Genomic DNA, 16,695 nt, shown 5'->3' with positions numbered 1-16,695 from the left:
AGGTTACAAACCGAGTTTTACGCCCAAATTGAATGATTTTTGAATCGGTTCGAGCGTATTGTCAACTCCCTGACCAATCACAGAATTAGTAGCACTAAACTCAGGGTCATAGCCTAAGTATTTGGTGAATGTCAGTACATTGTTGGCATTGGCATATACGGTTAAGTATTTCAAAATGCCTTTGTCAACATTGAAGTTGTACGACAAACCCACCGAGCGAAGACGGATATAAGAACCATCCTCAATCCATCTACTAGAGAAACGACTGTTTTGAAGCGGGTCACCATAGGTAGCTCTTGGGATATTTGTTACTTGACCATTGCCTCTCCAACGACCTTCCACAGCACGTGATTGGTTGTTGTAAGAATCTCCCGACTCGATATTGCGACGAGTATAGTTGTACACATCATTGCCAGAAACAAAACTTACCAAGGCATCCAATGTCCAGTTTTTGTACACAACTCGGTTGGTGATACCACCATAAATAGTAGGGTTGGGATTACCTAAAATGGTACGGTCTTTATCATCGATGATTTTGTCGCCGTTCAAATCAGCAAATCTTGCATCACCACCTTGGAAAGCGCGAAGTGTTCCATCTGGTAAACTAGTTTGTAAACCTTCAGCGGCTGCATCAGCATCAGTAGTATATACGCCTTTATAGATGGTTCCGAAGAAAGAGTTAGGTGCATCGCCTACGCGAGTAACAATATTGCCCGCTCCGATATTGGTAACGATGTCAGCATTGCCATTTGGTAATTGGTCGATAGTAGACTTGGCATGAGCAAGGTTTACGCCCAAATCCCATTTTACTGAAGACTTATTTAATACCTTGAAATTGATACTAGCTTCAAAACCTTTGGTCGTCATAGCACCGCTATTAGTTAAGGCATATCCCAAACCAGCCGTTGTAGGAAGCACTTCGGCTACAATCATGTCGGAGGTTTTGTTTTGGAAAACATCCATACTCAAACTGATTCTTTCTTTCAGTACTGCCACATCTAAACCTAAATTAGATTTCGCCACAGTTTCCCATTTCAAACTTGGATTCGCAATATTTCCACGTACCAATCCTTGTAAGCCCAATAAATTTTGACCTACATAAAACTGTTTTGAAGAATAGTTACCAATGTCATCATTACCAACTTGACCAATCGAACCACGAAGTTTTAATAAATCAAATGGACCATCAGCCAAAAACGGCTCCGCCGAAAGTAACCATGCTGCCGAAAGCGATGGCATAATGGCGATTGGAGTGCCACCCACTTTGAAAGTTGAGGCTTCTTTTCCAAATCTTGAAGAAGCATCCATTCCGACGTTCAGGCCCAAGAAGTATTTGTCTGAATAAGAATAGTTTACTGAGCCATAAGTATTCATCCAGTTATACGTTCCAATTCCTCCTTCAATATTGTTGTACAATACCAAGCCATTGCCAACACTGATTAATTGGTCGGTGGCTGAGTTATAAGCCAGCAACTTATCTTGTTCAACACGTGAGCTGATAAATCTTAGCCCCAAACGAGCCGATAATTCATGAACGTTTTTGAATGTTTTATCATAACTCACAAAAGTTTCGTTCGAAATATTGAAAAGGCGCTTAGTCTGTGAACTCAATTGGTTGAGTGCCAAGGTATTTTTCAGTGTATCAGCTACCAAGCCATAGTTGGGGATAAATCTGTTTTCCTTGATTTTATCAAAAATTACAGCAATGTTAGTTCCTACTTTTAGGTTTTCATTAAACGTATATTTGAAATCTAATACCCCAAAAAAGCGGTATGCTTTATTACCACCCAAAGTATTTTTGGCAGCTACGATAGGGTTGCCAACATTGAATATATCGTGGTCTGCATAGTCAGGAGAGAAAACCCCTTGCGATGATACACGATAATCCGTCAAAAATGGAGCTTTTACAAGTGCCAAATAAATGGGGTTTGTTTTTGAGGAAAATCCAAAATCTTTGGTTTCTGCTTCGTTATAGGCAAAACTCAAGTTGGCAGCAGCGGTAAGTTTACGACTCAGGTTCATATCAGCGTTGAAACGAGTACTGTATTTCTCCAAAGTCGAACCAATTACCCCATTTTTATTGCTCAAATAGTTGACAGAAAGCGCATATTTGGCAATGTTATCACCCCCAGTTACTTTCAAAAACATATTGGTAAGTGGACTACTCGCATATACTTTCTTTTGCCAATCGGTATTGTTGTGATAGGTATAATAATCTGGATTTGAGGTATTATCGTTCATGTATGGCAAGGCTGAAATCTGATTGCTATTCAATCCTTGGCTTGACAATAAATCTGAAAGGTAACTTTTGTAACCATTTACGCCCATTACTGGTAAGTCTTTCGGTGCCATATTGACGCCACCATATAGCGCAAAGTCGATTTTAGTTCCTAATTCTTTAGCTCTAGAGGTCGTAATCATGATTACACCATTAGCGCCTTTCGTACCGTATAATGCCGCTGCTGAAGCATCTTTTAATACCGAAATATTGCTAATATCTCTGATATCGATATAGCTTAAAGGGTTGTCGAAATAATTGCTATTTAACGAATTGCCATAAATGCCAGAATCGTAAATAACATTGTCAACCACGATCAAAGGACGATTAGTCGCTTGAAGTGAATTATAACCACGAATCGTAAAAAACGAACCAATATTGGTCGAGCCAGAGAAGCGAGTGCTATTCAAGCCTGCGATTCTGCCTTGCATATAGGTATCAGCAGATTCGGTCAGTTGAGACCATGCTTCTGCTGCCGCTGAGGAGGCTACTGCTCCCAAAGAACGCTGCTCAGAAATAGTACCTGTTGGGAGGGTAATATTACTTTCTGTACCCAAAACATCCTGCAAATACACATTAAACGTGGTGCGTTTTGCCACAGGTATTTCTACAGAGGCAAAGCCAGGACATTCAACATTGACAGCCACCGATGAACTTGGTACTGTTAATTGAAACTTTCCATCTTCGCCCGTGATGGTTGAGGTCATATTTTTGTAAAAAACGCGAGCTCCTAATACAGGTTTTCCAGTAGAAGTGCTCATAATCACCCCGTTAATCTGGGTTTTGTATTGCACCTGTACTTTGACCACTTCAGTGGGCTTTATTTCTTGTGCGAGAGCATCATAATGTGCAAGCATAGCCCCATAAACCGTCAATGCCATGAGGGTTGCTTTGGGAATTGTTGCGAATGGATTTTTGATATATTTCATGGATAAATGTCGTTATCGTCAAATGAGTTAATTCCTTTTAGAATGAAGGAACCAATTTGATATAGTCCAAACTCATAGCATTGGTACCATTGGCAACCAGATACATATTTAGCTTTCCGAATGAGTTAACCGTGTATTCACCGAGCAACTGTTCTGTATAAGTTTTTACAGGAAGAGCCGCTGCTGGATAAGCAAAAGTGGTTGCACTCAGAGACGCCATGGCTAGTTTTTGGTTGATGTTAAAAGTCGCTGCTTCTGCCACTGCTGTATTGGTGCTATACAGGTCATTAATTACTACCCAATACACTTTGTATTTGATTGATGGGACATCATTGAGCTGATAACGCAACCAAAAACCAGCGTTTCCATGACCAATAACTGACACTGAGTTTGACGTAAGGTTAGTCACTGGATTCAAACGATTGCGAACAGCAATGACCGCTGAACCTATTGAAACAGGCATACGTTCTACATAGTTTTCGCCTTCGACCACAAGCGTAGGAAACTTCTCTGTCGGAATAACCGTGATTTTGTCTAGTACATATACGACTCCATTACTCACTTTTACGGTTTGACTAATCGATGATTTATCGATAGTGACATTTACACCAAATTTTGATTTCAATACCGCAGGAATTTGGTCAATCGTATAATTGCCCTCAAATACTAAATCTTTGATAGTTGCAAATGCTGACTGACGATAGGTACTATCTGTGGTACTTGTTTTGAAGTATGGTTTCAACTTTTCAATCTCTGCCAAAAAGGACGCATCCTTCAACTGGAAGTAAGTATATTGTTTGGTTTCCAAGTTGAGGTCATATACATTTTGTGTAAAAGCGTTAACTGTTTCGAAACCTGTGCCCGGGCGATAAATCGGCTGACCCGTCGTGGCACTAATACTATCGATGGTAGCTTTACTAGCATTGAATACCTGAAATGTCAAATTAGCCATAGCTGTATTTTGTGCTGAGCCCGTCTGGTTTGTGCTGATATATTTCCACAATGATGGCAACACGGTGATTGATTGGGACAACGTATGCAAAACGCCGTTACTAGCAAAAGCATTTGCCGAAGCGATAGGAGCACCACCAAGGGTAGTTTTGCTCAGCGGATAATACTTTCCATTAATCATTTGTAAAGATTCAGAAGCGCCATCGCTTACGGGAACATTGTGGCTCATGAGGGCAATATGATTACCAACAAAAGCCTTCAATTGTGCTGTGTCATTCAAAATGGTTGTGCTCAAACCATTCAAGGCATCGTTGCTTGGCGCAAAAACAGTATAGTTGGTTGAAGAACTCAACACTTTGTCGTAGCCTGTTTTGATTAGTAAATCTTTGAAAGTACTCAGATTACCTTGCGTGCTAATCTGCTCAAAAAGATTTTTCCCCAATGATTCGCTAGGAGAAACTAGACGGTCATCCCAATTTTTGCAGGCGACCATCCCCAAGCTCCAAACCATGAGAAAAAGGATATATATATTTTTTGAACGCATTTTTTTACAAGTTAAAATGTTGGAAAATTATTCATTAATCAGTGAGCCATCAGGCAAGTGACGTGGTGAAATCTGATTTTGAGTAACTGGGATAAACTGAATCATATCAATATTGTTCGGTGAATGCGTACCGTTGATAGCTTGCAATCTGAATGTATGACGGTCAGTTGTTTTAATGTCCACTGTTCCCAATAATCTACCTGCCATGTTGATGTCTGTACCTGGAGACATATAGATTTTCCAACCTAATGATTCCAATTCACCAGCACCTAGCGTTGGCACTTGGTCAATAAATAAGAATGGTCTTGTCAATACCTCACCATCAATCGCACCTGTACAAGTAATCGTAAAACTGTTTGAGGTACGTTGACGACGGTAGCACATCCAAACTTTATAGCGACCTTTTGGAATAATTGGAGTTTTCATATCTAACCAAAGGTTACGGCTAGGAACACCCATTGGAACTTGCAAATAGTCTTTTTTCGCAGCAACCGCGTCAATCACATAAGTAGGAGGGAACGAAGCATTAGCCCATTGAATATCCTGAATCACCGTGCCGACAGGGAAGCTATAGGATTTTTTACCATAATAAGCCGAAAGCTTTTTCAATTCAGGGAAATCACAAACATCCCAGTCAATTCTTGTTGGAAGACGCAATTTGATATTGTAATGTCCCGATGCAGCATGTAATACACCGTTGGTGGCTGTATTATCGCTTTCGGTACGAACCAACTCAATACCTGGTTCACGTACGCCATTGAATACATCGTCATTTAAAAGAATCGTTTGACCGTCTAATTTTGAACTCACTACGGTTGGTTCTGTGCTTACTTTGGTCAAATGTGAACTAGCCGTAATAATATCACCAAGGTATTTGGCACCTACCAAAATGTGGTATGCCACGTAGATATTCAAACTGTCAGATTTGAGTTTGGGATTGCCCGTTTGCGAAAATCTTGCTTTTAATTTGGCAAAATCAGTATATCCTGCTTTACTCAAAATCGTATTAGACTCAGCAATCAATGTGGTAAATCTTTTATCCAAATTGTCGTTCAGCACATTCAAACTATCATAATAGCCAGTTTCTCTGAGAGCTTGGGCAAAAATGGAATAGTTAGAATTGGCAGCTACCAATTCAGCAATTGATTTGGTGGCTGGTGTTAATACCGCATCTACAGCATGTAACATACCGTTACCAGTTTTTACATTGGTTTCAATGACATTCGCCTGACGATTGAGCGTATAGCTTGAACCCGCAGTAGAATTACTTACACCCGACAAAAGGTATTGCCCATACATGGTTACCAAAGGAAGCTTCCCATCTTTGAAAGAGCTCGTTGTCAAAGTATCTCTAATAACATGAAGCTTCACGATGCCCTGAGCTTCTTCTTTCGTCAAACTTGTAGCCTGTTTTCCAACAGAAGTCAAGTATTTCTGTACCGCCTGATTGTTCGGAGCAAACATCGTGTAAGCTCCATAAGCATCTAGGAAACTATCGTAACCCGCTTTTTCTACAATTTTGGCAAAATCTCCATACTTGTCAGGATACTTGAGGAGGTAACTATAAAGGTTGGCATCGCCAGTGGTTGTTTCAACGATAGTAATATCTGCACATCCCCACAGGCCGATTCCTAACATGATGGTTAGAATAAATGCCGAAATTGATTGTATGATATTTTTCATAATCTCAATAAAATTTTTTGTGAGTGACAGACGCATTATTTATAGAATGGATTTTGAACCAATAATTTATTCGTTTGAATTTCGTATTGGTAAATCGGTAAATAATGGCTGTTTGGGTCTTTGATTTTTGCAATAGCTGATTGCTGACGTTCTGAAGGAACACTTCTTGCCGTAAGGTTGACTAACAAATCGATTCGTTTGTAGTTGGCACGTTTGGCATTTCTTAGTACATCAAACCAACGTTTTCCTTCAAAGGCAAACTCTCGAGCTCTTTCATCCAAAATATAGTCGAGAACACCGCCTGCGCCATCGATATTCGCTGGGTCTGGTGACTGTTCTGTTTGAACAATAGCCCATGCTCTTGTACGAATTTGTTTGACAATAGCGAGTGCTTCGGTGCCTCTGTTCAACATAGCCAAAGCCTCTGCTTTCATTAATAGAACATCCGCATATCGATACATGACTACATTAAATGGTGTTTCGCCAGCGGTACGGTCATATTTTCTAATAACCCCAGTTGTCATAGTCAAAGAGGACTCATCTGCACGCGTATCATAGTTAGTTGGGTCAAGCAAATCTTCCGTAAAGATTTCTTCATTTACATACGCCGATGCTTGGTATCGTCTGTAGGCAGAAGAGTTGCCAAGTCCAAAAATGGCATACATTGGGTAATTGGTAATCCCAAAACGAATGGTATAATCGCTACCATAAGCTAATTCAAAAATACCTTCCGTAGAATTACCTGAACGAACTGTGCTAAACCAAGCGTTGCTACGTGTAGCAGGGTTTGAAACCAAACCAAATTTGGCGCTACTTATCACTTTATTGGTTGCTGCCAATGCTTCTGTTGGTTTTTCCATCCATAAATACACATCAGCTTGAAGGGTATTTACCATGTATTTAGTTACACGACCATGGTCTTTTTCCTTTGTTCCGTAGCTGGTGGGAGCGTCCGGCTCAGCTTCAAGCAAATCTTTCTCTATTTGCGCAAGAATTTCTTTTTGAGTCGACTTGGCAATTGGTACAATTTCATCGTCACTACTGGTTGCCGAAGTTTTCAAAGGTGCATCGCCATACAGGCGTACAATGTAAAAATACATCCAAGCACGAATGGCTTTAGCTTCTGCCACGTGTGCTTTTAAGGCCTCTTGTGTATAGGTTTTATCCTTGTCGAGTACCGCAGGTGCAAATGCAATAACCGTGTTACAGTAGTTGATAATTCTGTAAAAATCTCTCCAGTCTGTCAAGGGATTTGTTGGCAAAATGTTTGAGTTGAGAATATCTAATTCGTTGTTAGAGATACGAAAAGAAGAACTAATCATATCGGCACGAATTTCGCCCATTACAAAAACTTTTTCAGGAATCACATCGATTACTGATGCGTAAATACCGCCAACTGCTGAAGCAACTTGTTCTTTATTGTTCCAAAATCTATCTTGAACAATACCGTCTTGAGGTCGCAATTCTAACCAACTATCACAAGAAGTAGTTAGTAAAAGAGCACTCAGGGCGATGGTTTGTATAAAAACTTTTTTCAACATTTTTCTATATAATAAAGGGTTGAATCTACATTAGAATGTTGCTGCAAAACCAAATGTGACTGTTTTTGCAGGTGGTGTCATCGAGTTGTCCGTTGCTACTCTGAATGGGTCACTACCTCTCATTTGAACCTCTGGATCTTGACCTGTGTATTTAGTCCAAGTAATCAAGTTTTCCACGGTTGCGTAGGCGCGAAGTGCGGTAAAGTGCAAGGTCTTCAACACATTTTTCGGGAATGTATAGCTGAAAGTAGCGGTACGGAAACGTACAAACGAGGCATCTTCTACATAGCGACTTGAACCTAACCAGTTATAACCTGAGTTGTAAAGTGCTCTTGGAACCATCGTTACATCTCCTTCTTTTCTCCATCGTGCCAATACTTCTGTACTTTGGTTACCAAAACCATACATATTGGTGGTGTTCATTCTGGTGGCGTTTACTACATCATAGTCGCTACGGAAGTTGAAGAAGGTCGTAAATTTGAATGATTTGTAAGAAACACTTCCACCAAAACCACCTGTGAAAGCTGGGTTTGAGTTGCCCAAATACACTAAGTCCATATAGTTGATGTTACCATCTTTGTTAACATCTTCGTACATCGCATCGCCTGGTTGGAATGTATAGTCGGTATTAGGGTAGTTAAAACGCATATATACCGATTGTCCGTCTGGTGTTACAATTGGTTCGCCACTTTTGCCTTTGGCAACAGTAGCTGATTTGTCTTTATAAACTCCCAAATAACGGTATCCATAAAACGAACCAAATGGGTTGTTTACCTGCATATAGGTCATATAAGCCCCGTTCAAAGTAGCATTCCCACCCGTACGAGGATACAAATCTGAAATCTCACGAATTACGTTGGTGTTACGAGCAATGTTAAAGTTGAAATCCACACTCCAGTCTTTGGTTTTGTATGGATTATACATCATGTTTAATTCCCAACCCATGTTATCCATTGTACCAACGTTCATTTGGACATTACTAAAACCTGTATAAGCAGGAATTTGTAGGTTTTCGAAGAAAAGGTCTTTAGTACTGTTTTGGTAGAGTTCAGCATCAAGTGTAAATTTTCTTTTCGAAGTAATAATGTTGATACCTAAGTTGCGACCTATGATTTTTTCCCAACGAAGATTGTTCAATTGCATCGTTTGTGGCACAACCGCTGCATCGCCCAAATATGACCAACCCAAGGTATTGTATTTGCCATAATACAAATAATCATAACGAGGGGCATTACCACTTTGACCGTAACTAGCACGGATACCAAGGTGCTCAAAAATATGTTCCAAAGGACGCATAAATGGCTCGTCAGAAAGAATCCATTTGGCAGAAATACTTGGAAACAAACCATAGCGGTAAGCAGGTCCAAAGCGTGAGTTTCCGTCACCTCTGATACCCAAATCAATGATATAACGATCTAAAAATCCATAGTGAATATTCCAAAGTAAACCTACATTACGAGTTTGAGAAACGCCAGAAGCAAGTCTAGAAGTAGTTAAACGGGCAGGGTTTGAGGCATCTGTCAAATCAGATGACGCTGTGTTGGTTACATAAGATTCTTGCCAAACCGATTTTACATCAGATGTATTCAAGGCCCAAAGCGAAGTGAAATCATGCTTGGTATTCTTAATTTTTGGTGTGTAAATCAATGTTGATTTGGTTGTTACCGCAAAACCATCAGCATCGCCGTCCGTGGCTACGTTTACAAACGAACTCGTAAAAGCTTGTCCAGTGGCAACTTGTGGCAAAAACGAGCTAGTTTTGTTGTTATTGATGTCAAACTGAACATCAAAGGTTGCTACCCATCTGCCAGGAGCAAGGTCATACTGTACTTGGAAGTGAGGGATAATACGTTCTGTAGTAATAATGTTTTTAGCCGATTTTACCATTGCAACAGGATTGTAAGTGGCATTGGTAAAACCTGTAAACGTACCTTGAATATTGGTTAATGGAGAGAAAAAGTTTCCTGTCAATTGTCCCAAATCGTTGTATTCATAGATACTCATGTTGGGCATTTTGCTGTATGCTACCGAACGAACCAAGTCTTTATTTCCTGTCAAAGAAGACACATAGTTACGATTGTTTACCGAGTGAGTAAACGAAAGGTCGGTTTTGAAACGGATACGATTGGATACGTTGTAGTCCAAGTTGATACGAGTATTGATACGATCGAGACCCGTTCCGATGGTAGTACCTACTTGATTGAAATACCCTGTAGAAGCATAATATTTAGCTTTTTCACCACCACCCATAATCGATACGTTATGGTCTTGAGAATACCCCAATTGCGTAATGGCATCTACCCAATTGACATTCTGGCTGTAGTTGTTATACCAATATGGGTCGTTGGGGTCATACTGAAACTCTTTCACAATTTGAGTATTCAATGGAATCCCATTTCTATTCATATATGCCTCAGGAATCAACATCGAATATTGGTCACCCGAGAGCATTGGAATGGCATTTGGTTGTTTCGAAACCGAACCTTTAAACGTATAAGTTACCTTTGGAGTACCAATTGCACCACGTTTTGTATTGATAACCACAACCCCATTGGCAGCACGTGAGCCCCACATGGCAGTAGCAGCGGCATCTTTCAATACAGCAATATTTTTAATATCCGAAGGAGCAAGGTTCAATAAGGACGCATATCCCATTTCATCGGCAGTACCAAAGTTAAAGTCCGACGGAATTGATGTTTCGTAAGGCATACCATCTACAACAATCATAGGGTCTACAGAAGAGTTGATAGACGATGTACCACGAATACGAATCTGCATCCCTGTACCTGGGTCACCTGAGGCAGCAGTAATATCTACGCCTGCCAAACGTCCTTGTAACATCTGGTCGATAGACGTTCCTTGCATATCTTCTAATACCTTCGCGTCGATTTTTGCGACCGCAATAGTTGTATTTCGTTCAGAAACTGTCATCAAACCATTGTCTGTTGGCTTGGCTGTTACCACAACCTCATCTAGGTCGGCAGAACTTGATTCCATCCAAACTTTGATATTGCTACGACCTTTAATGCCTACTTTTTGAGTTTTAAAGCCAATACTTGAAAATGACAAAGTGTTATTTTGGTTGGAAACTCTGATGACGAAGTTCCCCTCTACATCAGTTGTTACTCCTTTAACTATACGATTATCTTTGTCAAGTTCGGCGACTGTAACGCCAATTACCGCCGAACTATCCTTTGCTTCAACAACTTTCCCTCGCACTGTAAAAAGGTTAGGGCTTTGGGCATGGCTCCAGCTAACTCCTGTCAGCACCAAGCCACATATTAAGAGTATTTTGGTTAATATTTTCATTGGCTGTGAACATAGCTAAACACTATGTAGGTTTGGTTGGAGAATTAGTTCGACTTTAGGTAATTGTCAATTAAGTGAATCACGGCGCGGTTCGACAAGTTGTTGCTTTTGTTGACAATCACTGTTGCCTTACGCAACTTGGCATCTGATAAACTCATGGCTCCTTTGCTATTCAAAACCGTGACATTTACAGCATCACCATTTCCATCTTTTAGGAGTGTTTCCATCGCACCTGACTCTTTTCCATCCGTTGCCACAGCCTTTTTATTCAAAATATGGTAGTTGATAAAATCTTCTACTTTTTTCTTATCCAATAAACTCGTTGGGTTATAGACTGGTGTCTTTGTTGCACCTGTTCCTGTACCTGGCAAAACACCGTCATTGACCGCAGCCTGAATAGCAGCATTGTTTGGAATAAATAATGTGTAAAATGTGCCTTCGCTTACATTGGCAATAGCATTTGTTGCAGCAGTGTACACGGTAGAGTTTTTCAAGTATTCGAAAAAGTAACCAAAATCAGAAGTTTGGGCAGTGGCTAATGTTGCCAAATCCTTTCCAATTGGATCTGCCACTATAGTATTGGCTGGTGCAAAATTGAGAACACCACTGGTATAATACACTTTGCCATTAGACGCAGTTTTGCTGCTCAAAACAGTCAGTGGAGCTGTTTTTGTACCTGTTGAATATACTTTGTTTCCATCAAAGCGGATATATTCACCATTAATTGCATCAATAATACCAGCTCCTGAAAGATTATCTAATTCTTTGTTTGGAGTATATACTACAGAGGTTGCAACTATACGCTGAAGATTTGCCAAAATAGAAGTCCCAGAAGTACGAGTTGTTGTGCCAGGTGCCGTATATCCCCACTCACTGTTCGCAACGTTCGCTACCGATTTAGATATATCATAATCATATCCAGCCGCTTTGAAAAGGTCATCGCTAATCATAAACAACACGTAGTTTACTCTAGGATTCAGAATCGTATTTTTCCAGTCCATATCCAAAATACGAGTCATCATCGAATATTTCGGATCCAAATATGATTTTGAATATACTGATGAGAAAAGGTTAGACTCCTGAACTTTGTTGGTTCCGTAGAACATCGCATTACTCAAAATTTTCTTCTCTACTACGTTTGCATTTGCGTTAAAACGAGCCTCTTCGCCTAAGGCATTAAAGGAGTTTTGGAATTTTGTCGGCCAAACGGTCGATGGAAACAAGTGTGCATTGATCAAGTCGATGATAATACCTGGTGGCATTGCATCTAATGATTTGTAGTTTTCTAACAACACACTGTTGATATAAGGCGTAAGTACATCGTTTGTTGGCACGAAAATACTCCACATATCTAACTGAGCATCATTTTCTGCATTTTTCAAGAAGTTTTCACAGTTGGGCGAAAACGTTAAATACTTGCTCGAACTAGCTTGCTTATTGTAATTTTTTACATAAACTTTATCGCCTTTCCCTGTCAAGTTGGCATATTTAATCGTCATCGCATCGTTCAAACCGTAGGTTGCTGCATACTTTTCAATAAGGTTACGGAACACGCTATACTCTGGTTTATTTCTGATGTATTCGTCAATCGAAGGCTGTACTGTTGGTACGTCATCAATCTCATGAATCATACCATTTTCAGCAAAAACATCAGCATTGACTACTTTAGAGTTCATCACATTGAAGCCACTATAGCTAACGTTTGGATAGAAATAATTGTAGTCGGCAGCCGTTAAGCCACGTGCACTCAAGTACTCATCTGTAAAATAAGAAATGTGCTTATTATTATTGTCACCAACGATATAATTGCCATTCTGACGGTTGGTTGCTACAGACTTAAACGTATTACCATCAAAAGATTTTTCATCGTAAAATCCTGTATAGTAGGCTGTCTTACGTCTAAATGAACGGGAATCTTGCCATCCTGCGGGTGCTTGATAGTCTGCCAAACGGTTTTTGTCAAAAGCATTAAATACCAATAAGCCCTGCACTATTTCGCGGGCTTTGGTTGAATCCATTGCGTTGAGGCTTTGACCCGAAGCGGTAAAATACTTATTGAAAGCGTCATCATTTGGTGCAAAGAAAGTCCAATAACCTGCACTAGATAGTGTACGTTGATAACCGCTTTTGTCTATGACACCCAATAAGGTCTTGAAATTACCCCGTTTCGTAAGTACTTGATAAATGGGAGGTTCGAGTGTCTCAGGACGTTTGTAGATATCCAACTCTTCTTTGGTACAGCTACCCAGAAAAGTACTGATGAGCACACTCAGTACCAACCAATAGCGAATAGAGTATCGATGCATCATGCGTTGTTGTTTAATTTGAGATTTACTAATTAATAGATTAATTCTATCGGATTTATTGGTTTACTATACAATTGAAAATTTACTTATTGATTTTGCTGGCAGACCGATTGTGCCATAGTTTAGAATTTTTAGGTTAAACAAAAGTGTTAGATTGACACATTTATTGTGATTGTACTTTTCTCAAGCATTTCACAACAAACATATTAATCTCAGAAAAAAATATGAAAAATGAGTTACAGATTGGTTACACGTCAAATCAGAGAGAATTGCTTGTTTGAATTAAACAAAGGACGTGCGGATTCATTAAAGGTATATGTTTTTCCATAGGATTAAATTGGTTTATTAAAGGTTTTCATTTAGCTTATACGAGTGTGGTTAGGTAATACATTACCTGTATTTTCGATGTAAAATAACAAGGAGTCCAATCTAAAACCATCATGCTCCATCCTGTTAGTGATGAAAAATCTTGAAATAGTTCAATAATCATTTTTGATTACAGAGAATACCTTCTTATAATACAAATTTTTGTCTAAAACACAACGAGACAGCCTATTAGATAGACTGTCTCGGAGATAAGGAGATTTAATCAAACATGAGTCATCCCTAATTTATAATAATCACTCATTACTCAAACTCAATTCACTCGATTAGGAATGCCCCATGCTTTCTATGGCATTTTTTTGAAGCCTTCCCATTTTACCTTCCATTGTCCGTTGGTAGGAAACGAGGTTTTGCCAGTTGGTAAATCGTCTCTGTTACACATCATGGCGATAGTAGCGAGTAAACCTCCATTTCCTGGCAAATACAAACGCAAACGTTCGTCTTGAAAGTTATGACCATTAGGTAGATAGGTATTGGTTCTGATATTCATCATCAAGCCATCAATCGCTTTGTCGGGACGTCCGAGACGTGCAGCAGTCATGGCAACCATCGGAAAATCCCAGCCCCATGTATCATGCCATTGCCATACATCCCAAACCTTGTCAAAAGTACGTTGCATCGTTGGCATATCGACCATCGGTGTTGGTGGAAGCATTCCCAATGCCCCCAAAACAGATGGGTGATCTGTCAAAAACTTAGGATTGGTATAAGAATCCTGTGCCGATTCTGTAGCCAGATACACACCATCTTTTACAGGCAGTTTTGATAAATTTTGAATGATTTTATCATACTTTTCATTAGGTTTTAAACCCATAGCTTTGCGCCAATCTTGTGCAACTTTCAATGCCCAATGCCAATACACTAATTCATAAGTAGGATTGAATGTTTCTTCAGGATTAAATCGTTCTTGCGCAGGAATAAGTCCTTTTCCTAAGATATAACGCTTATTTTCTTCATCCCAATGCGGATATGATGCCATGAAATCTGCGGTAGCAAATACCAGCTTACTGTATTTTTGCAAAGTAGCCTTGGTTGGTTTTTGACGACGAACTAACTCCGCAAAATAGATAAAATGAGGTTGTTGCCAAATCAAAAATGCGCCAACCGAAGACGGAGATTCTTCTCCTGCGGGATCGGTCATTTTTTGCCATCTTACTCCTTCATACCCTTGACGTTTGGCGATTCCCACAGCATTAGGATATACTTTTGCATACCAGTCTAAGCTTTTTTCTAGTAAATCAACTCTTCCCCAAAGTGCGAAGTGGATTCCATGCCACCAGTGCATTTCAAGGTGAGGTTTTCCATACCATGAGTTATACGTCAAACCTGTTTCTTGAGGAGGCTGTTCGTTGGCACATTGTATTTTGGTGAGATACTGAGAAAGTACAATTCGTCTTTCCAATTCTTTGGCACGTACATCTGTACTTCCTTCAAAGTCGATGGCGCCACCACTATTCCAGAAGTTTTTCCAAGCTAATGTATTGCGTTGATTGATTGCTGAAAAGTTGCTAGTAGTTACAGGATTTTTTTCTGAAAAATTTGCCGAAAATTCCCACGAGCCATCTTCAACTTTTGGTGTCAAAATAAATTCATGAGTCTTGTTTTGGATGAAAGTACCCTTTTTACTCCAGTCAAATCTAACGAAATATTGGTCTGCATCTAACTGATGCTTGATAATCGCTGATTGATTTTGAGAAGATACGACAGCAGATTGATGCTGGTCTGGATTTTTGTAGTTAGTGCCACTATCCAAAAATTGATTACTTGGGAATGGAAATTTCAGGAAAACCTGAATTTGCCCTGTTTTCAATAAATTCGATTGAATATTTACCGAAACAATATCCTGATTGGGGTCGCAGATAGTCTGCACTATTACAGGCTGACCTTCCAAAGAAAAACGACTGGTGATTTGTCCAGTATATGGATTTAATTGCTGGTTTTGAACAACAATATCCGTGATTTGGGCAATACTGCCATCTTTTTTCTTGAAAATAAATCCAAGATTACCAAGCTGTAAACGATGAGGATTTTCACGATAATAGTTAATAGCTTCCTTACTTTTAGCAGATTTTGCACCTTGTACGCTGTAAGTAACCTTTCGTCCGTTGAGGGTATATTCCTTTAAAGTTTCCTCAAATTTGACATTTTCTTTATTAGGAAAAGAATGCCAACCCCAAACAGATTGCGTCCCGAGCGGTACACCATTGGTATAATAACTCGGAAAACTCTGTAGTCCTGTGGCATCTACAGTAAAGGCAAATCGACCATTTCCGACTGATAGTGAGGCTAATGTGTCAAATGAAGCAACAGAAACAGTGTGTCGTTCGACAACAGCCTTGCGATTAATTTTCTGCGCATAAGAAGAGAGGTAAGTCATTCCTAGTAAGCCTAGGAGTAATAATTGTTTTTTCATCATCCTTCAATATTAGATCTAGTTTTTCTCAAAAGAGCGTTTTACTAGATTTATACTGAAAGAGGGGGTAGGGGTGAGGGTTCAGGGGTGAGTTTTTTGAAATATAGTTAGGGTTTTGCTAAAGGTACTTTTAAAAACTAACCAATAAGTATGAGTACTGAGTTTTGAGTGTAATTTTATGATTACTAATATTGAATCAATTGAAAATGTAAGATATTGATAATTAAAATTTTACATTTGTCCTTTCCTAAAATAGGTTGCCCTGAGTTTTAAACAAGTTAAAGTAATCAAAATTGTAAAATAGCTTGATTTGGATTTGTATTTTTTGAATAATCGCATGTCCAAATCGATAAATTA

The 16,695-nt window shown here is 39.5% G+C and carries 7 protein-coding genes; all 7 read right to left on the bottom strand.

The features are described 5' to 3' along the window. Positions 1–3 precede the first annotated feature (3 nt). The 7 genes from QM491_RS20210 to QM491_RS20180 all read right to left on the bottom strand — a co-directional run bounded on the left by QM491_RS20210 (position 4) and on the right by QM491_RS20180 (position 16,341). On the bottom strand, positions 4–3,207 hold the full coding sequence (locus QM491_RS20210; protein WP_283329341.1) for a SusC/RagA family TonB-linked outer membrane protein: 3,204 nt from the start codon (positions 3,205–3,207) through the stop codon (positions 4–6). A gap of 37 nt (positions 3,208–3,244) precedes the next feature. Further along, positions 3,245–4,702 carry a fasciclin domain-containing protein gene (locus QM491_RS20205; RefSeq protein ID WP_283329340.1) on the bottom strand — a complete coding sequence of 486 codons (1,458 nt, stop codon included), beginning with the start codon at positions 4,700–4,702 and terminating at the stop codon, positions 3,245–3,247. A 27-nt stretch (positions 4,703–4,729) separates the two neighbouring features. Then, a complete protein-coding gene (locus QM491_RS20200; protein WP_283329339.1) occupies positions 4,730–6,385 on the bottom strand; it encodes a fasciclin domain-containing protein in 1,656 nt (551 codons plus the stop codon). A 35-nt stretch (positions 6,386–6,420) separates the two neighbouring features. Then, on the bottom strand, positions 6,421–7,926 hold the full coding sequence (locus tag QM491_RS20195) for a RagB/SusD family nutrient uptake outer membrane protein (protein WP_283329338.1): 1,506 nt from the start codon (positions 7,924–7,926) through the stop codon (positions 6,421–6,423). Between the two features lie 30 nt (positions 7,927–7,956). Continuing rightward, entirely contained in the window at positions 7,957–11,235 is a 3,279-nt protein-coding gene (locus QM491_RS20190) for a SusC/RagA family TonB-linked outer membrane protein (RefSeq protein ID WP_283329337.1), read from the bottom strand. A 44-nt stretch (positions 11,236–11,279) separates the two neighbouring features. Next, positions 11,280–13,544: a fasciclin domain-containing protein gene (locus tag QM491_RS20185; RefSeq protein ID WP_283329336.1), complete on the bottom strand. Its 2,265-nt coding sequence runs from the start codon at positions 13,542–13,544 to the stop codon at positions 11,280–11,282. A gap of 667 nt (positions 13,545–14,211) precedes the next feature. Continuing rightward, positions 14,212–16,341, bottom strand: a complete 2,130-nt coding sequence (locus QM491_RS20180; RefSeq protein WP_283329335.1) for a hypothetical protein — start codon at positions 16,339–16,341, stop codon at positions 14,212–14,214. Between the last annotated feature and the right edge of the window lie 354 nt (positions 16,342–16,695).

Origin of the sequence: Flectobacillus longus, assembly GCF_030056705.1 — a bacterium.
Lineage (GTDB): Bacteria > Bacteroidota > Bacteroidia > Cytophagales > Spirosomataceae > Flectobacillus > Flectobacillus longus.
The sequence above is the reverse complement of the archived record's forward strand: the minus strand, read 5'-3'. Positions and strand labels throughout refer to the sequence as shown.